At 39.2% G+C, this 18,649-nt stretch carries 18 protein-coding genes; 3 read left to right on the forward strand and 15 right to left on the reverse strand.

The window, feature by feature from the left end; all coding sequences use genetic code 11:
* The first annotated feature begins 22 nt into the window (after positions 1 to 22).
* Complete coding sequence (locus AM279_RS00860; protein ID WP_054405790.1) at positions 23 to 631, forward strand: thioredoxin family protein; 609 nt, start codon at positions 23 to 25, stop codon at positions 629 to 631.
* 92 nt (positions 632 to 723) lie between these two features.
* Here AM279_RS00860 and AM279_RS00865 read toward each other — a convergent pair whose 3' ends face one another.
* Both AM279_RS00865 and AM279_RS00870 read right to left on the reverse strand, forming a co-directional pair.
* On the reverse strand, positions 724 to 1,449 hold the full coding sequence (locus tag AM279_RS00865; protein WP_054405791.1) for a LytR/AlgR family response regulator transcription factor: 726 nt from the start codon (positions 1,447 to 1,449) through the stop codon (positions 724 to 726).
* Positions 1,449 to 2,477: a sensor histidine kinase gene (locus tag AM279_RS00870; protein ID WP_054405792.1), complete on the reverse strand. Its 1,029-nt coding sequence runs from the start codon at positions 2,475 to 2,477 to the stop codon at positions 1,449 to 1,451. The genes AM279_RS00865 and AM279_RS00870 overlap by 1 nt, the downstream gene beginning before the upstream one ends.
* Positions 2,478 to 2,680: 203 nt before the next feature.
* Here AM279_RS00870 and AM279_RS00875 point away from each other — a divergent pair, with 203 nt between their 5' ends.
* Complete coding sequence (locus AM279_RS00875) at positions 2,681 to 5,050, forward strand: outer membrane beta-barrel family protein (RefSeq protein WP_054405793.1); 2,370 nt, start codon at positions 2,681 to 2,683, stop codon at positions 5,048 to 5,050.
* Between the two features lie 125 nt (positions 5,051 to 5,175).
* Here the strand turns inward: AM279_RS00875 and AM279_RS00880 are convergent, their stop codons facing one another.
* The 13 genes from AM279_RS00880 to AM279_RS00940 all read right to left on the reverse strand — a co-directional run bounded on the left by AM279_RS00880 (position 5,176) and on the right by AM279_RS00940 (position 17,482).
* On the reverse strand, positions 5,176 to 5,997 hold the full coding sequence (locus AM279_RS00880; RefSeq protein WP_054405794.1) for an alpha/beta fold hydrolase: 822 nt from the start codon (positions 5,995 to 5,997) through the stop codon (positions 5,176 to 5,178).
* Between the two features lie 81 nt (positions 5,998 to 6,078).
* Positions 6,079 to 6,597 (reverse strand): DsbA family protein, encoded by a 519-nt coding sequence (locus AM279_RS00885; RefSeq protein WP_054405795.1) that lies wholly within the window; start codon positions 6,595 to 6,597, stop codon positions 6,079 to 6,081.
* A 2-nt stretch (positions 6,598 to 6,599) separates the two neighbouring features.
* Positions 6,600 to 7,061 carry a redoxin domain-containing protein gene (locus tag AM279_RS00890; RefSeq protein WP_054405796.1) on the reverse strand — a complete coding sequence of 154 codons (462 nt, stop codon included), beginning with the start codon at positions 7,059 to 7,061 and terminating at the stop codon, positions 6,600 to 6,602.
* Positions 7,062 to 7,065: 4 nt separating this feature from the next.
* Entirely contained in the window at positions 7,066 to 7,758 is a 693-nt protein-coding gene (locus AM279_RS00895) for a YoaK family protein (RefSeq protein ID WP_054405797.1), read from the reverse strand.
* A 5-nt stretch (positions 7,759 to 7,763) separates the two neighbouring features.
* Entirely contained in the window at positions 7,764 to 8,810 is a 1,047-nt protein-coding gene (locus AM279_RS00900; RefSeq protein ID WP_054405798.1) for a cupin domain-containing protein, read from the reverse strand.
* Between the two features lie 166 nt (positions 8,811 to 8,976).
* Complete coding sequence (locus tag AM279_RS00905; protein ID WP_054405799.1) at positions 8,977 to 9,534, reverse strand: hypothetical protein; 558 nt, start codon at positions 9,532 to 9,534, stop codon at positions 8,977 to 8,979.
* Between the two features lie 231 nt (positions 9,535 to 9,765).
* A complete protein-coding gene (locus tag AM279_RS00910; RefSeq protein WP_054405800.1) occupies positions 9,766 to 10,308 on the reverse strand; it encodes an antibiotic biosynthesis monooxygenase in 543 nt (180 codons plus the stop codon).
* A gap of 24 nt (positions 10,309 to 10,332) precedes the next feature.
* Positions 10,333 to 12,546 carry an ATP-binding protein gene (locus AM279_RS00915; protein ID WP_054405801.1) on the reverse strand — a complete coding sequence of 738 codons (2,214 nt, stop codon included), beginning with the start codon at positions 12,544 to 12,546 and terminating at the stop codon, positions 10,333 to 10,335.
* Between the two features lie 191 nt (positions 12,547 to 12,737).
* Positions 12,738 to 13,433 (reverse strand): LytR/AlgR family response regulator transcription factor, encoded by a 696-nt coding sequence (locus AM279_RS00920; RefSeq protein ID WP_054405802.1) that lies wholly within the window; start codon positions 13,431 to 13,433, stop codon positions 12,738 to 12,740.
* A gap of 52 nt (positions 13,434 to 13,485) precedes the next feature.
* On the reverse strand, positions 13,486 to 13,962 hold the full coding sequence (locus AM279_RS00925) for a Dps family protein (RefSeq protein WP_054405803.1): 477 nt from the start codon (positions 13,960 to 13,962) through the stop codon (positions 13,486 to 13,488).
* 256 nt (positions 13,963 to 14,218) lie between these two features.
* Positions 14,219 to 15,055 carry an aldo/keto reductase gene (locus tag AM279_RS00930; protein ID WP_054405804.1) on the reverse strand — a complete coding sequence of 279 codons (837 nt, stop codon included), beginning with the start codon at positions 15,053 to 15,055 and terminating at the stop codon, positions 14,219 to 14,221.
* A gap of 69 nt (positions 15,056 to 15,124) precedes the next feature.
* Positions 15,125 to 16,237 (reverse strand): alkene reductase, encoded by a 1,113-nt coding sequence (locus tag AM279_RS00935; RefSeq protein WP_054405805.1) that lies wholly within the window; start codon positions 16,235 to 16,237, stop codon positions 15,125 to 15,127.
* 117 nt (positions 16,238 to 16,354) lie between these two features.
* Positions 16,355 to 17,482, reverse strand: a complete 1,128-nt coding sequence (locus AM279_RS00940) for an alkene reductase (RefSeq protein ID WP_054405806.1) — start codon at positions 17,480 to 17,482, stop codon at positions 16,355 to 16,357.
* A 99-nt stretch (positions 17,483 to 17,581) separates the two neighbouring features.
* Between AM279_RS00940 and AM279_RS00945 the strand changes: the two genes are divergently transcribed.
* Positions 17,582 to 18,481: a LysR family transcriptional regulator gene (locus AM279_RS00945; protein WP_054405807.1), complete on the forward strand. Its 900-nt coding sequence runs from the start codon at positions 17,582 to 17,584 to the stop codon at positions 18,479 to 18,481.
* The last annotated feature ends 168 nt before the right edge of the window (positions 18,482 to 18,649 follow it).

The raw sequence follows: 18,649 nt of genomic DNA on the forward strand, positions 1-18,649 counted from the left end.
CAAATTTTAATATTCAAAAATCATGAAAACAATCAAACTATTGGCCTTGTTTGTCGCTGTAGGGGCGCTGGCCGCATTTACTACGGCTACCGTAGCCGGATACAAGGTGGGCGATACCGCAACCGACTTTAGCCTTAAGAACGTTGACGGCAAAAAAGTAGCGCTTAAAGACTATAAAAATGCCAAAGGCTATATTGTGGTGTTTACCTGCAACCATTGCCCGTATGCCCAGGCATACGAAGACCGTATTATAGCGCTCGATAAAAAATACAGCAAGCAGGGCTACCAGGTTGTGGCCATAAACCCTAATAACCCTGAAAAACAAAAAGAAGACAGTTTTGAAAAAATGCAGGAAAGGGCTAAGGCCAAAAAATATGCATTCCCGTATCTGTTAGACGAAGGGCAAAAGGTATACCCGCAGTATGGTGCAACCAAAACGCCACACGTATATGTACTTCAAAAAACGGCTAAGGGTAATGTAGTGAAATACATAGGCGCTATAGACGATAACCACGAAGATGAAAAGGCCGTAACCCAGAAATATGTTGAAAATGCAGTAGATGCGCTGCTAAAAGGCAAAGAGGTTTCGGTTACGGAAACAAAGGCCATTGGCTGCTCAATAAAGGCATAAGGTTTAAGGCTTTGCCTGTTTCAATTCCTGTTAAAGATAATGCACCAAACGTTGGTTGGCAGTTTCTTTAGCAGGAATTTGTTTTGTACCCCTTAAATCCTGAATTTTTCTATCCTGCTGAAAAACTCATTCCTGTAGGTATCGCCCAGGGGCAGGCACTTGCCGCTAATCCACACTTCGTTATTATCAGTCTTTTCAATTTTGCCAATGGCGGCAATAAACGACTTGTGTATTTTTATAAACAGGCTGCCGGGCAGGTTTTCTTCAAAGTATTTCAGGGTGTTGTAGGTTACCACCTGTTCGGTTGAGGTGTGCAGCACTATATAGTTCTTAATGCTTTCTATGTAGTGTATGTCTTTAATTTCTATGCGCTGGTAGCGGTTTTTGCCGTCGGTTTTTACAAAAAAGTACTCATCGGTAATGGTATCGGCAGGCAGCTTTACAGCAGCGGGCTCTGTATTTTGCTTGCGCACTTTTTCTACGGCTGCAATAAAACGGTTAAAGGGTATGGGCTTTAGCAGGTAATCTACCGCATTCATTTCAAAGCCCTCTATGGCAAACTGGGGGTAGGCGGTGGTAAATACAATTTTTACCTTGTCTTTAATAATTGCCGAAAGCTGAATACCTGTAAGGTCGGGCATTTGTATGTCCAGGAACACCACATCGGGCTTATGCTGCTCTATAAGCGCAAGGGCCTCTACCGCACGGGTACAGGTAGCCACGCATTCTATGCCCTGCAACTGCTCAGTATATTTTTGCAGCAGGCGTATTGCAGGCGGTTCGTCATCTACTATTATGCAGGTTATGGTGTTGCTCATTAGCTTAGCGGTAGGGTAAGTGATACGTTATAATACCGGGCATCCTGCTCTATATCAAGGCTGTGGTTTTCAGGGTACATAATGTGCAGCCTCTGGCTTATGTTTTTATTGCCAATGCCGTGCTCATCATAGCTTTGGGTAACGCGGTATTTGTTGGTTGCAGTAAAGATAAGCCTTCCTGCCTGTGTTTTGAGGGTTATAACAACAGGATTGTCAAAATCATCGGTAATGCCGTGCTTAAAGGCATTTTCAAGGAAATGTATCAGCAACAGCGATGGTATTTTGTGTGTGCCCGCGTCATGAGGGTATGTAAAGGTTACGGCCACCTTGCCGTCAAAACGCCTTTTAAAAAGGTCGATATAATTTTGCAGGAACACCATTTCGTCCTTTAGCAGCACCATATCGTTCTCGCTTTCATAAGTAACATAGCGCAGCATTTCAGATAGTTTCAGGATATCAGCCGCCACCCCGGGGTTTGTATCATACAAATCAGAATAAAAACCGTTGAGCGAATTAAACAAAAAGTGCGGGCTCAGCTGGTTTTTGAGGGCCTGTAACTCGGCTTGTTTTTTCTCTATGGTAAGCCGGTTAAGCTGTGAGTTGGTATTCCACAGGTGTTTCATAAAATAACCCACAAGGCTAAACAGCAGTACCCTTATAGAAAAATAGGAGTTATCATATATATAATACAACGGGTTAAGGTCGCGCACATCATAATTATGATAGCCCGTTAGTTTAAAGAGTAGTACCTCTTCATACACAAAGCGTATGGCGGGGAACACTATTATAAGCCCAAATTGCGCAATTATTAGCAAACTCCATTTTTTATTGGGGATTGTTTTTGGGCAGATAAACAGGTAGTTGAGGTAAAAAATAAGGAGTTCCAGCAATAGGAAACCTATATTTTGCAAAATGCTCCATGTTGAATCTAAATCGTTATAAACGGTTATGCTCTTTAAAAGCTGGTCGAGCCCCACAAACAGGAACCAGAATATAAGGTGGTACAGTATTTCTTTTTTCTTGCTCATAGTGCTAAGGTAGCGCTTATGCCAAACGTGTGCAGCGGTATTGTTTAAACAGGCAAAAATACAGGACAAATACCGTTTTTACCACAACAAACCCCAAAATAACCTGTCACAGCGGTTTTGTTTTACAAACCGGCAGGTTGGTACCAAATGCCATTTGCCCTTAAACAGGCGGCGTACTATTGCAGCATAAAATCAATACAACAATGAAAAAATTACTGCTTATTACGTTACTGCTTTTTACTGCGTTACCGGTGCTGGCACAGGCTATTACAGGTGTGGTAAAAGAACAGGATGCCTCGGTCGTTTCTTTTGCTTCTGTATATATTACTAATGCAGATACCACCATAGCCTATACCGAAACCGATGATGCGGGCAACTATGCACTAACCATTCCGCCCACATTTACAAGTGGAACCTTTACCGTGAGCTACTTTGGCTTTACCACCTATACACAGGAAATAAGCAGTGCCAACCTGCCGGCAGAACTGAATGTAACCCTTATTCCGCAGCAGGAGCAGCTTAATGAGGTGGTAATAGACGTGCGCCAGAAGGCCATGACCATGAAAGGCGATAAAACCATACTTAATGTTGAGGCAGCCGGTATAGGCAACGGCAATAACGGGCTTGAAACCATACGCCTGGTACCGGGTATGCGCCTTGATAAAGACGAAAACCTGGTGTACAGGGGCAGTACCGACCTGCAAATAATGATTAACGGCAAGAAAAGCCTGCTAACCGGCGATGCCCTACGCGAATACATACGGTCTTTAAAAGGCAGCGATATAGAGTCTATTGAAATTATAGCACAACCATCGGCCCGATATGATGCAGCGGGAACGGCCGGTATAATAAACATTGTACTGAAAAAGAGCCGTAAGGCAGGGCTATCGGGCAGTATAAACACCGCGGCCTATTATGGCGAATATTTTAAAAGCCAGCAGGGGGGAAGGCTGTTTTATAACGATTCGCTGTGGACGGTTACAGCAAACGGCTCATACTACAACGGCCAGTCGGTTAACCACAGGCACATAAAGCAAACCATAGCTGCCGAAGAAGGCCAAAGGGTTATTGACCAGTACAACACCTGGCTGCCGGTAACAAAATCGGGTGGTTTTAATGCAGCCGTAGAGCGCAGGCTGGGCAAAAACCAGGTTATGAGTACCGAATGGCAATATTATAAAGACAGCAGTACCGAAACCACTAACGGCTATACCAATGAGTACCTTAACGGCATACCGCAAAACAGGGTAAATCTGAGCCAGCGCTTTAAAGCACCCGAGAGCCGTGTTGCCGGTAACCTTTTTTACAATTTTACATCAGACAGCCTTACCACCAAGCTTGACCTGCAGGCAAATTTTGCACACTACAGCACAGAGCGCAACGGTTTTCAGCGTAATGAGTATGCCGGTGGGGATAACCTGAACCTGGATGGCGAAAATAAAACGGCATACACCATTGCCAACGTACAGGCCGATTTTAACCACAAGCTTGCCCAAAACATAAACCTTGAGGCCGGCGCCAAGTATGCCTATGTAAAAATGGACTACTACAACCGCTATGAAGCCAACAATACCGAACTGTTGTTTATACCGGACAGCCTGCTGGTTAACGATTTTAAATATGATGAAAAGCTGGCAAGCGGTTATGCACAGGCATCGGCAGAATTTGGCCGTTGGAACCTTCAGGCAGGGCTTAGGGCAGAGTACTACAGGTTTACAGCAGCATCGCCATTAAACGCACAGGTAAATAAGGGCGAATATACCAACCTGTTCCCGTCGTTTTCATTTGGCTACAGGCACGAAAATAACCAGTACCAGTTTAGCTACAGCAGGCGCATAGGCAGGCCTGATTATTTATCGCTAAACCCATACTACCAGTATATGGATGCCTACACGCTGCAAACCGGCAACCCTGCGCTAAGGCCGCAGTATTACAACAGCTTTCAGCTTAACTACATTTATAAAAGCATGCTTAGCCTGGGCCTTTACGGGTATTTGTACAAAGACGGCTTTACACAGGTTATAGACTACCGCCATGGCGAAAATTATAACATAACCTACAGTGCCAACGCGGCAAACGGCAGCCGGTTTGGGTTTTCGGCTTCGGTACCTTACCAGCCTGTAAAGTGGTGGACGGTGCAGCTAAGCGCAGACGCATACCTGAGCACTGAAAAATCAGATATTGAAAACTTTGCCTATAACGGCAGCGGTTTTGGCTACGATGTTAACCTGTACCAGGGGGTTGAGCTAAAAGGCGACTGGAAACTGACCATGAACGGTTTTTACAGCGGGCGCTCTACCACGCCAAATGGTTTTTCTAAAGCTACCTATGATGTGAGCCTTTCGGGTAAAAAGCCCCTGCTGGATAAAAAACTGGTGGTTGCCGCCGGATGCTCCAACATATTAAGGAAAAGCCTGTACAACCATACCACGCAGGTAAACAATGTATCTACAGACTGGACCAACCGCTGGGAAACCCGCCGCTTTTTTGTACAGGTTACCTATTATTTTGGTTCAGGCAAAAACAAGGAGGTAAAATCAACATCGCTGGATGAGGAAACAAACAGGATGTAATAGGGTTAAACATAAAAAAATAACGCCACTATCTTTCGGTGGCGTTATTTGCCTTTCTGTAGAATACGGTGTTTTGCAAAATAAAACAATGATTATTAGTGTCTCATGTGTTTTTTGGCTGTGAATCAGGATTGGATAAACTCCAGAAGGTCTTTATTAATTGTTTCGTGCTCTGTAGTTGGCATTCCGTGAGGGAAACCGGGATAGGTGATTAGCTTTTCGTTTTTCAAAAGTTTTGCAGATTTTAAGGCTGAGTTTTCAATGGGTACAATCTGGTCATCTTCACCGTGAAGAACCAAAACCGGAATATCAACGGCTTTCAAATCTTCGGTAAAATCAGTTTCAGAAAAAGCTTTTATTCCGTCATAATGGGCAACAATCCCGCCCATCATGCCCTGTCTCCACCAGTTTCTCTGGATACCTTCTTTTACCTTGGCACCTTCTTTGTTGTAGCCGTAGAAAGGGAAAGTCAAATCAATATAAAATTGGTTTCTGTTGTTTAAAGTCTGCTCCCTGATATTATCAAACACTTCCATTGGAACACCATCAGGATTACTTTCGCTTTTAACCATTACCGGTGGAACTGCACTAATTAATACTGCTTTTTTTGCCCTTCCATTGGCATATTTATTAACGTAACGAATAACTTCGCCACCTCCGGTTGAGTGGCCAATATGTATAACATCTGTTAATCCAAGATAATCTACCAATTCTGCTGCATCAGAGGCATACTGCTCAATGGTGTGGTTATAAATATCCTGGCTGGAACGGCCATGGCCTCTTCTGTCATGCGTAACTACCCTATAGCCTTTCTGGAGGAAGAAAATTACCTGTGCATCCCAATCATCTGATGATAAAGGCCACCCGTGGTGAAACATTAATACCGGTCCTTTTCCCTGGTCTTTGTAAAAAATTTCTGTTCCGTCTTTTAATGTTAATGTGCTCATTGGTTTAAATTTTTAGTTATTATGATTAATTTGTTTTATAATTATTTTGTGCCTTGATTGGTTAAAAAAAATATTGATGGTTTATTCTGTAGCATTTTCCCTGATTATCTGTAGTAAATCCCTCGCACTGCCATCAAATTTTTTATCATTCACAAAAAAGGAAGGCGTACCATTTACGCCACTCATAACGCCGCTTTCAAAATCCGAATCCACTTTATTCCCCAATTCAGGATTTTGCAAGTCTTTCTCAAACTGAGAAATGTTCAGGTTTAATTGTTTGGCCAGTTTGATCAGGAATTTTTCATTCAGGTTTTCCTGATTTTCATAAATAGCATCGTGCATTTCCCAGAATTTACCCTGTAAATTGGCAGCCTCGGTTGCAATTGCAGCTACTCTTGCATATTGATGCATTTCTGACAGCGGAAAATTCCTGAAGACAAATTTTAGCTGGCTTCCAAATTCTCTTCCAAGTTCTTTTAAAACAGGATAAGCCGCTCTGCAATACGGACATTGATAATCACCGTATTCTACAATAACCAAATCGGATTTTAAATTTCCCTGTGCATGGTCATTTTTATTAACTGCTGGTTTTAGTGACATAGTTATTTGTTGTTAAGATTTTGTAATGCTTCTAAAATTCCGTCTGCCCCTGGATTTACTGCAGTTGGCGATAAGTAGCTCCATTCAATAATGCCATCTTTATCAATAACAAATAAGGCCCGTTTGCATTCTCCTTCCTTATCGTTATAAACACCATATTTTTTGGCAGTTTCTCCTTTGGCTTCAAAGTCTGCCAATAAAGGGAAATGTAAATTTCGGGATTGTGAAAATGCAAAATGACACCATTTACTGTCTACCGATATTCCAAAGATTTCTGCATTGTATTTTTTAAAGAATTTCAGCATCTCATTATATAAAGCCATTTGGTCGCTACAAACCGGGCTCCAGTCTGCCGGATAAAAGGCGAGTATAACATTTTGTCCTTTAAACTCAGATAAAGTGATTTCCTGATCGGGCGTTGCAAACAAAGTAAAATCAGGGGCAGGGGTACCTTTTTGTAACATATACTTAATTTTTTTTGGTTATTGGATTGGAAATTAATCCACTACAAGTTAACAATAAAATTGCAGGCACAAGCAAAGTACATTTTTCTAACAAGTTGATTAAGAAAGAAGAAGTAAAGGCTCCTGAAACAAATCCTATCCACAGAAGTAGTAAGTGTATTGCATAATCCTTAGATTCCTTTTTTTCATTCTTATCATTACTCATTGTAAATATGGCAATGTTTTTGGCAAGGCTGTTTAAGGTTCCCGTTACAAAATCGGTATTCACTTTCAGGTTTCCTACCGAAGTTACAATTGTATTCATCATTCCCATTGCAAAGCCTATAACAGCTATGGACGGTATTACCGGAATTTGATGATTATAATTAATAAAAGTGTAAAGAATCATAATCCCCGAAGTGATGTAAAAAACAATGGTTTTCGCCTTGCGTTTTTTCCATAATGTAATACAGCTGCCAATGTAAACTCCGATTAAAAAACTTGTAATAACCGTTATAGAGGTAATGACTATCTCTGATTTTCCACTAAAAAAGCCTGCACCTAATTGTGTGGTGTTTCCACTCATAAAAGAAACGTAGGTTTTCCATTGTATCAATCCCGTTGCATCTGTATATCCTGCAATGAAAGCTAATAATATTGCTAATTTCTCCTGCGCTCTAATCTGTTGAGGCGACAGGAGCGCTTTCCCGGCTTTCAAAACCCTTATTTTTCAGGTTGAATGAACAATTTCTTCGATGGAAATTTTTCAATTTCACCTTCTCTCAGCCCGAAGTTTGTTATTACCACATCTTTCGGGTTTCCGGCCAGCCATTCGCTTATATCAATCGATTCATAAGTGCCGCTATTGAACCCAATCAAAACTTTACAAACCGTGTTTCCCGTGTTTTTTATATAGTGTCCGGCTCCCATTGGCACATACCCAACATCTCCTGCATTAAACTGTTCTGTAACTATTGTTCCTTCGGCTAAGAAGACAGACATTTCTGCCTGGCCCGAAATAAAATATTGCCATTCATCAGCGTTCGGGTGCCAGTGCATTTCTCTTAAAGCGCCGGGTTGTAATTCTAAAATTGAGCCTGCCATTGTTTTGCTGATAGGAAATTCTTTGCTGGTTACCAGTCTTTGCAGGCCGCCCCCCGGAATAATCCTGGGCTGTTGAGAATGTAATGGGTAGCGGTGAAGATTAGTTAATTCTATATCAGATTCTTGCGGTCGGGCTGTGGCATTAAAAGACAATTCATCAGGAACAAGTCCCGCAGCAAAATAAGCTTCTCTTTGTGGTAAGGCAGCTACTTCTTCAAGTGTCAGGCCCAAATTCTGGGCAACAATTCCCGGTGGTACGCTCGAAACAAAATCTGTTACGCTAAACGTATGGTCTTCAGAAAAATTACCATTATCAAAAATCAGGATAAAATGACATTCTCCTGTTCCTGTTGCCTGGATTGAGTGCCCATAACCTTTTGGGAAATACCATACATCGCCAGGCTCAAAATTATCGGTATAACTTTTTCCGTCCGGATGTATAATGGTGGTGCGAACCGTTCCTGAAATTACATAAGCCCATTCTGCGGCGTTAGCATGCCAGTGTAACTCTCTCATACTTCCGGGCTGTAGCCTCATTGAAACCCCGGCAATACCTATAGAAGCCGGAAAATCTTTTACAGAAGCCCCTCTTGTGGTTCCGCCATCATTAGTGCGGGGTTCTTTTTTTTCTAATTCGTATTTAAAACTAAGTGGCTCTGTTTTCATAATGTTATTTTTTAGATGGTTAATCCTGGTTTGTTTTTTATTCTATAGTAAAGTTACTTTTGAAGTAATGTTTTTTAAGATCACATTCGTTGAATAGGCAAAATGACTCGTTAAGATATACAGGGTAAAATGAGCGTACTTTATAGTACGCTCATTTTACTTTGAATTAAAAAGGCTGATTGTATTTGCCTGTCAGTGCCTTGTTTTCGATGCTTTTTGCAAAGTTGGGTGTTTCTTCATGGTTGTGGGCGTCAGAAGCGGCTTGTCTTGATGCAGCTGCACTTTCCAGTTCAATTCCGTGTTCTTTCATGTATTCAAACATTTCTGGAGTTGCAGTTGCATGAATTTCATTGGTGTACAACGTAGTGTTGTCATCAATTTTTGTGGCTTTCAGTTCCCATAAAACCTGAACTTTTGTCCTTCCGTTTTTAGTAATTGAATCTGAAACAGATAACATTCTACAATAATCAGGGCGATAAACTGTAGCAACATAATGCTGAACCATAAGGGCATCTCCAATTGTTTCAACGTTTAAAGAAACAGGTTCGCCATCAAAAGTTGTAGAAATTGCCGCCCCTATATGTTGTGTTGAACACCGTTGATATTCGGCATCAGGCAGGTTTAATAACCAGTCTGCAATATTAACTTTTTCAATGGGTGCATTAATAATGGCCGTTACACTTGAATGGGATAATGCGTTTTCCGGAGTTTGTAGAATTTCCATAATGGTTTAGATTTTAATTGTTTATATTAATTTTATAATGTAAAGTTACAATCAACTCAAACCACAACCAGTTGGCATTCGATAAACAGGCAAGAACAGTCGTTAGATAAGTGCGGGGTAGATTTTATAAGATAGCACACAATATGTTTTTAAGTAAAAACACCCCAATACAAATTCTGTAAAATTTGTATTGGGGTGTTGCAAACGTTTTTAATAATTCATTAAAACGCTTTATTTAAAAAGCCATTTCTCAATCAATTTTGTATAATTAGGCATAATTAAAAAAATCATGAGAAAAACAATGCATCCGGAAATCAAAAGCCCGTCAAGATAATGGTTTACAGGAACGTTTAATAATCGTAAAAAGGGGAGGAGTAATAGTGGTATTAGTAATGATAGAGGATAAATGGCTGACCAGGTAACTAAAAACTGTTTCCAGCGTACCGGAACTTTTATTTCGGTTTCAAAAAGAAAGCCAAGTCCTGATTTTATCTTGTAATTATCCGTTTTTTTAAACAAAGGATTAACCTTTTGTATTAATTTTTTACGCTCTTCAGATTCTACCCAGTTTTTCAGGTTCTCAGTTGTATCAAATCTAATAATTACAGTATAAATAAAGGTTAAATTAGGAACAGGCTTTATAATTTGCCAATCTATAAAACCTGTTGAAGCCTTTGTTAAAGGAACAATTTCATTTAGCCATTGTTCATATTCCTGTTGTTTACCATCAAGGATATGATGTGAAATTACTACAGAAGCACCTTGATTTTCCATAATGAAATTGATTGTTTTAGTAGTTTAATCACTAATAGAGTTTAAAAATAACTTGGCTTCAAAAAAAGACTTCAGTAAAATATCTTTCAACTCTTCTAAAGCTTTTTGAGATGTTGTATTTTCATCGTTAGTGAGCTCTAAAATATCAAGCTTTTCCTCAAGCAAGGAAAGTAAGCCCATTATTGCCACACTCGATTTTAAATCGTGTGCTTTGAGCTTTACCAGTTTAAAATCGTTGTTTTCATAACATAGTTTAAGTTCTTGCAATTGATGGGGGGTAATGTCTAAAAATTGCTGTGTTACCTTTCTTTCAAAATCCAAAGAGCCATTACTAACAGATTTCATGTAACCAAGGTTTATGTATTCATAAGCAAAAGATATTTCTTTTTCTTTTGATGGTTTTTTTCCAAACTCTTTCAACCCAAAATTGGAGATTAACTTAAATAATTCATCTTCATTTATCGGTTTAGATAGGTATTCGTTCATTCCACTGCTCATACATCTTTCGCGTTCTCCTGCTAAAGCATGAGCCGTCATTGCAATAATGGGTATAGTAAGTTTCAGTTCTTCCCGTATTTTTTGTGTTGCTGTATACCCGTCCATTTGTGGCATCTGGATATCCATTAATACCAGGTGGCAATTGTTATTTCTGAGGTATTCTACTGCTTCAATACCGTTAGAAGCAATACCAAAATCAATATTCCATTGAGACAAAAGGTGCTTCATGAGGCTTTTATTAATAGCATTGTCATCAACAATTAAAACTTTAAGCGGAGTGTTTGATTTATCTTTAAAATAATGCAAGTCAGGTTTTGGAATCACGTTCAGCTGTTCTTCGGCAATTGCATAAGGAATATAAAAATGAAAAGTTGTGCCTTTTCCTTGTTCGCTCGTTACTTCAATATTCCCGTTTTGTAACTGAATCAAATTTTTTACAATTGATAAACCAAGTCCGGTTCCGCCATAATTTCGGGTTGTAGAATCTTCTCCCTGATTAAACCGTTCAAAAATATAGTTTAATTTATCTTTATCAATTCCTATACCTGTATCAGAAATTTTGAACCCTATAACAACTTCGTTTACTGTTAGTTGCTTATTGTAAATTTCAATAGTTATATTTCCCTGATAAGTAAATTTTATAGCATTACCTATAAGATTAACCAAGATCTGGGTAAGTCTTGTTGCATCACCATTTAAGGTGTCCGGGATTGAAGCATCAATTTTGCTGGAAATGGTTAATCCTTTTTCTTTGGCCCGTTCTGCAAAAAATGTTTCTACAGAGTTTACTAATCCGCTAATGCTAAATATGCCTTTGGTAATCCGCATCATTCCGGCTTCTATTTTTGAGAGGTCTAAAATGTCATTGATTATAGCCATCAGATTTTCTCCGGAATGCTGGATAGAAGAAACAAATTCTTTTGAAGTTTCATCCAGAGGCCTTTTCTGTAAAAGATTGGTAAAGCCTAAAATTCCACTTAAAGGTGTCCTGATTTCATGGCTCATATTGGCTAAGAAATTTTCTTTGGTTTGTGCAGCAACAGAGGCTTTTTTTTCTGCAATATCTAATTCCTGTATTAACAGTCTTTGGCGTTTAAACTGGCGTAAAATATAATAACCAACAATAGAGCCGCTCAAAATTAAAAGAATCAATAAGGAAATATCATATAGCCTTGCCTTTTGCCCCATTGCCACAGTTTCTTTACTAAGCTCCTCCATATGGAGTTTTCTGCTCCTATAGATTTTTGCAGTAATAGAAGTAATTTCATTTGATATATTTCGGGCCCTTGGGTTGGCAATAGAAGTATTGTCATCCATGTTTCCAATTGCCTGGTAACGCAGTAATAATTTGTCTTTTGTTGTTTTTTTTTCCAGCGCAAGCACGCTCAATCTATGTATCAGCCGTTCTTCTTCAGGATCGGCGTTATCTTTAGAAAGTGAATCCAGGAATTTTTCTATCTGGGTAATTTTTTTATCAATCCCTTCAAGATGAGTGGTGTCATTGGTGGCAATAGAAGCCCTGATTCTGCTTTCTACGCCTAAAATATCCCGGTCAATTTCTCGTAAATGATTACTGGAACGTAACTCATTAAGTAATTTATTATTATTTTGGATAAGTTCTTGGGTATTTTGAGCAGAATTGATTTGTACCGCTATCAATAGAAGAGACCCCACAATAAATGTTAAAATAATAAAATAGCTAAATCGTTTGTTTCCCATTTCAGAGGACATTTTTTTCATAAATAAATGTATGTTTACAACGTAACGTTTCTCATTTCAAGGAACCCAAAAAATGATTTCATTAAATGCCGGAATAATGTTTTCAGTCCGCGATTTTAAAAAACCGGGAGGTTATTGTCCAAAATAAACTACAGTTACAATGCTGTTTAAAACTAACAAAGCGGCACTTTACTGAAACAAAAATTGTATCGCTAAAAAACATTCATTCTTGTATTCAGGGCTTTTCGGTAGGCGTCTGCAATGGGAATAAATTTTCCGTTTATCATAATACCACCATCCTGTAGTGTATCTATTTTACCTACAGAAACAATGTATGATCTATGAACTCTTATAAAATGATCTTTAGGAAGACGTTCTTCTGCCGTTTTCATCTTGCCATGTATGGCAAACATCTTTTCCCTGGTATAAAATTTAACATAGTCGCCCATTGCTTCGGCATAAAAAATATCATCAAGCTTCAAACGCCTTGTAATATTAGAATCTCTCACAAAAAGAAACTCATCTTTTGTAACCTCCAAATTCTCTTTTCTGCTTTCAAGAATCGTTTGGGCTTTTTTAACAGCCATTAAAAATCTTGCCGGCACAACAGGTTTTAAGAGATAATCTGCTATGTTAAGTTCAAAAGCTTCAAGTGCATATTCTTTCTTAGACGTTGTGAAAATAATGATGGTATCTTTTCCGGAAAGATTTTTGGTAAGCTCTATTCCTGTCATTTCCGGCATTTCAATATCCAGAAAAATCAAATCAACAGAATTAGACTGCAAATAGTTATAAGCCTCAATCGCATTACAAAACTCATTTTCAATTGTGAGATTCGGGACTTGTTTTGCTAAATGGGCAAGAGTTGTTCTGGCAATATCATTATCATCAACAATTAAGGCTTTCATAGGAGTTTTTATTGTGGTTAAAGCAAATATAACTATTCCTTGTTTTATTTCTTTACTTACTAAAGTACGAACGTATCATCCAGGCCATTTCTTCGTGGGTTTCCATTAATCCGGTAATAAAGTCGCTTGTGCCATAATCTTTATATTCTTCGGCAAAAGGGGTGATTTTTCCTCGCAGGAATTCAATAATGCTTTCATGGTCGCTTAGCAAATCTTTCATATAGCCAGGTCCGTCATTGGTTCTCTCGCTATATTCCGTAAGGTGCGTTAACTCCAGGTATATTTTCATTGTTGCCGGAACGTAATGTCCAATTTTCCGAATGCGCTCTGCAACACTATCAATTATTTCATCTAATTGTTTGTACTGTTTTTCGAAAAAAATATGGTTGGCATGGAAATTATCTCCGGTTACATTCCAATGAGCATTTCTGGTTTTAATGTAAAGGAGGGTTTCGTCTGCTAATAGTTTTGCCAATTGTTGGGCAACTGCTTCTGTGTTTTGTTCTGTTATTCCAATTTTAGCTTTCATAATATTGAGTTTTAAGAGAGCGCTTTATCACTCTGTTTCAAGAGTAAAGTTCAGGTTAAACAACATTATTTTGTGTTTTTTTTCGTTAGACAGGCAAAATGAATCGTTGAAATCGGTTTATAGAGCAGGGTTATTTTTTAGGGCCGGAGGAGATAGTGTGCCTGCTGTATCTCCGGGTACTACAAAAACGCCATTCATGAAAAAGTAAAAAAGGCAGAATGTAAAATTTACATTCTGCCTTTTTTACTTTATTTTTTTAAAAATCAACTTCATCAGGATTTAGCCCCGAAAATCCTTGTTGCGGTATAGCTTTAATAGCTACCATATCTTCTTCAGAAAGTATAAAATCCGAAACCTCAAAATTTTCCTGAATCCTGCTTTGTGTAATGGATTTTGCTAACGGAAGAATTTTTCTTTGTAACAGCCATCTTAAACTTACTTGTGCAGCAGATTTGCCATGTTTTTCACCAATTGTTTTTAGTGTTGGGTTATCCAGCAAACGGGATTGCCCCAGCGACCCCCAGGCTTCAACAACCATTCCTAAAGATTGGCTGTATTTTACCAAATCCTGTTGTTGATAACCGGGGTGTATTTCTATTTGGTTTACCATTGGTTTTACTGTCGCAAATTCAAAAAGGCTATCCAAATGATGGGGCAAAAAATTACTAACCCCAATACTTTTTACTTTACCATCGGCATATAATTTTTCAAGGGCACGCCAGGTTTCGTTGTTCAGCTCTTTCCAATTGGCAAACTGCTTTTCATTTGCAGGCCAATGAATTAAATACAGATCCAGATATTCTAACTGCAAGTCGTTTAACGTTTGTTGAAAAGCCTTTAGCGTATTTTCATAACCACGGTGCTCATTCCACAGTTTACCGGTTACAAAAAGCTCTTCCCTGTTAATACCACTATTTTTTATCCCTTGCCCTACAGCTTTTTCGTTCCCGTAAATTGCTGCTGCATCTATATGCCTGTAGCCCGTTTCAATAGATTCCTTAACCACTTTTGCAGTAACATTTTCTTCGGTTTTAAAGGTTCCGTATCCTAATGCAGGAATTGTTATTCCGTTATGTAATGTGAATTTTTCCATTTTTAAAATTTCAATCGGTATTTTATAGCTTATTAAAAGATTCTTATCATCTATACTCTGATATAAGTATTATGACTTAGCATTACTTTGGGCATAGCTTGGCCAGTCGGTATATCCTTCCATCAACAGGCTATAATGCAATTCCCTTTTAGGAGGGGTAAGTTCCCAATTATTTTTTAGTCGTTCTACCAGGTCGGGATTAGAAATAAAAGGCTCGCCAAAGGCAGCAATATCAATTGTCCCGTCATTAATTAGCTTTTCAGATTTTACCCTGTCCATTCCACCGGCAAGTATAATAACACCATCATACCAGTTTCTGAAACGTTCAGGAAAGCCTTCCGGCAATGCAAAACTTCCTCTTGACTTTTGATCCATAATATGAATGAAAGCAATTTTTCTTTTTGCGAGTTCCTTTGCCAGATATTGGTAAGTGGCTTCTATTTCGTCATAGTGCGGAACTTCGTGCAGGCCACCGTAGGGTGTGAGGCGGATGGCTACCTTATCAGGGCCAATAGCGGCTATACACGCATCAATTGTTTCCAGTAAAAAGCGGCTGCGGTTTTCAATATTTCCACCATATTCATCAGTTCTGTTATTGATAAACGGATTTAGGAACTGCTCAATAAGATATCCGTTTGCCCCGTGTAGTTCAACTCCGTCAAAACCCGCTTTTATTGCATTTATGGCAGCGTTGGTAAAATCCTTTTCTACCTGGTGGATTTCATCTATTGAAAGGGCCCTGGGTTTTGAACAGGGTACAAAACCTTCTTTTCCGTTTTCATCATATCCCCATGCTGTCGAATTTTCAGCCTGAATATCAGATGCCCCCACCGGTGCAGCCCCATCAGGCTGATTAGTTGTATGTGAAACCCTGCCTACATGCCACAGTTGCGTAAAAATGGTACTGCCTTTTTCATGAACTGCATCAGTAACTTTTTTCCATCCTTCCACTTGGTGTGGGGTATATAGTCCGGGTATATGCAAGACACCTTTAGATGTTTCAGAAATGGCTGTACCTTCGGTAATAATCAACCCGGCACCACACCTTTGCGAATAATATTCGGCATTAAAGTCTTTAGGGATGCCATCAGCATTCCTGGCACGGGTCATAGGAGCCATTGCAATTCGGTTTTTTAGTTGTAAAGAGCCGATAATTAACGGTTTAAAAATATCTATGTTCATATTGTTTTACTATTTAGTGTTTGTTTAGTTCGTATGATTTCAGGTTATGGTATCTCACTATAAAATTTCTTTAGTCTTTGGTAATCTGGATTAATAATGCAGATATCATGGATCGCTTTAATTTTCTGCTGATGCTGTTTTATCTGATTCGTAATAAGGATAATCGGTATACCCTTCGGCGCCACCACCAAAAAACTTCTCTTTTTTGGGTGTATTAAAGGGCAATCCGTTCTGTAAACGATACGGCAGGTCAGGATTGGCTATAAACGGGCGACCAAATCCTATCAGGTCTGCCCATCCTTCGTGTAATGCTTCTTCAGCTCTGCCGGCATCATACTTTCCTGAATAGATTAGTGTACCTTTAAATGCATTTCGATAGGCTTCCTTAAACTCAATAGGCATTACGGGTGCATTGTCCCAGTCTGCTTCTGCAATATGTATGTAGGCAATACCTATTTGGTTTAGTATTTTGGCGGCGGCTATATAGGTTTCTTCGGGGTTATCATCCATTGCCCCCATTAAGGTAGTAAGCGGTGCCTGGCGTACACCCACTTTATCAGGGCCTATAGCGCCCGCTACTGCGGTAACAACTTCTTTTAAAAAGCGTAAACGGTTCTCTAATGTGCCCCCATATTCATCGGTACGTTGATTGGTTTGAGAATCTATAAATTGTTCAATAAGATAACCGTTGGCACCATGAAGCTCCACGCCATCAAAGCCTGCTTCAATGGCATTTTTTGCAGCTTGTACATAATCTTTTATAATGCCCTGAATTTCAGGAATAGTAAGCTCCCTTGGCATAGAATGTTGTTCCATATATCCGTCGCCGGATGTGGCTTCTTTTCCGTCTTTTGCCAAAAACACTTTTACCCCTTGAGCTATTATGGCAGATGGTGCAACGGGCGATTGCCCATTTTCCTGTAAAGATGTATGCGATACACGGCCAACATGCCAAAGCTGGGCAAATATTTTTCCTTCTTTTTGATGAACCGCATTTGTAACGTTTTTCCATCCTTTAATTTGCTCAGGGGTGTATATACCCGGAGTCCAGGCATAACCTTGTCCCTGTTGGCTTATTTGTGTGCCTTCAGAAATAATGAGGCCGGCAGTTGCCCTTTGAGCATAATATTCTGCCATTAGCGTTGTAGCCACTTCTCCCTTAGCAGATCTTGATCGTGTCATTGGTGGCATTACTATTCTGTTTTTTAGTGATATACCTTCAAGGTTGTAAGATTTAAACAACATGATGTTATTATTTTAATAATTGATAGTGCAAATTTCTATCACATTTGTTTATAAACAAAATAACTTATATTGTATCTTTGTATCAGAAAAATAATAGTTATGAGGTGGAATTTAGAATGGATCAGAACATTTAGAGCGATTTATGAAACCGGTACACTGTCTGCAGCTGCACAGGAGTTATTTATATCTCAGCCTGGTGTAAGCCTGCACCTTAACTCACTGGAGGCTTATACCGGATACAAGCTGTTTGACAGGGCGGCAAGAAAAATGGTGCCTACCGAAAAAGGGAAAATCCTTTACAATTTTGTGTTGGAACCGCTAAAAAAATTAGAAACGGGTGAGCAGCATTTTCATAAACGCTCACAAAGTGAGAGGCCTACCATAAGTGTGGGAATGTGTTTTGAAACGTTTCAATATACATTGGAAGAACATATTGCGAGCCTGCCATTTAACCTTATCATTAAGTTTGGCGAATATCCGCAAATGCAGCAGGACCTGGATAACGGCCTGCTTGATCTTATTATTACGCCCCAAAAAGGGAACCAGCAAAATTTAGAGTACGAACATTTTTCAAAAGAGCGGATTGTACTTGTTGCCGGGCAAAATGCAAAATCAGAAGAACTGGAAAGGTATCTTGCTAATGGACAGCTCGATAAAGCTGTAACCTTTTTAAAGCAGCAGCTTTGGTATAGTACAGCTGCCGATATGGAGCACCTGAAAAATTTTTGGCTGAAACAGTTTAATGAACATCCTGATTTCAGCCCCAATTATATTGTACCCAATATAATGTCTATTATACGTTGTCTTAGCGAGGGCGAGGGCTTTTCGATTGTTCCGGATTTCCTGTGTAAGGAAGCCATAGCTTCCGGAAAAATCAAACTTATATGGGAAGGCAATACGCTGCTGGAGAATAAACTTTATTTCGGGACCCGAAAAAAAACAATGTACCAAAATGAGGTAAGCCAGTTAGAAACAATATTTAAAAAGAAATGGGAGTGATTTAAGTGTTGTGTAAACAAAAATAGTTCATTGCTTTTAAGCATCACATTCGAATAAAAAGATGGGTATTGGCTACTATTTATCTCTACATAAATTAGTTTCTAAAGTTTTTAAGGAAAGTTTTCGGCGGGTTCACTAAAATGCTTACTTTGGAAATAAATTTACCTA

Source organism: Flavobacterium akiainvivens (genome assembly GCF_001278115.1).
Lineage (GTDB): Bacteria > Bacteroidota > Bacteroidia > Flavobacteriales > Flavobacteriaceae > Flavobacterium > Flavobacterium akiainvivens.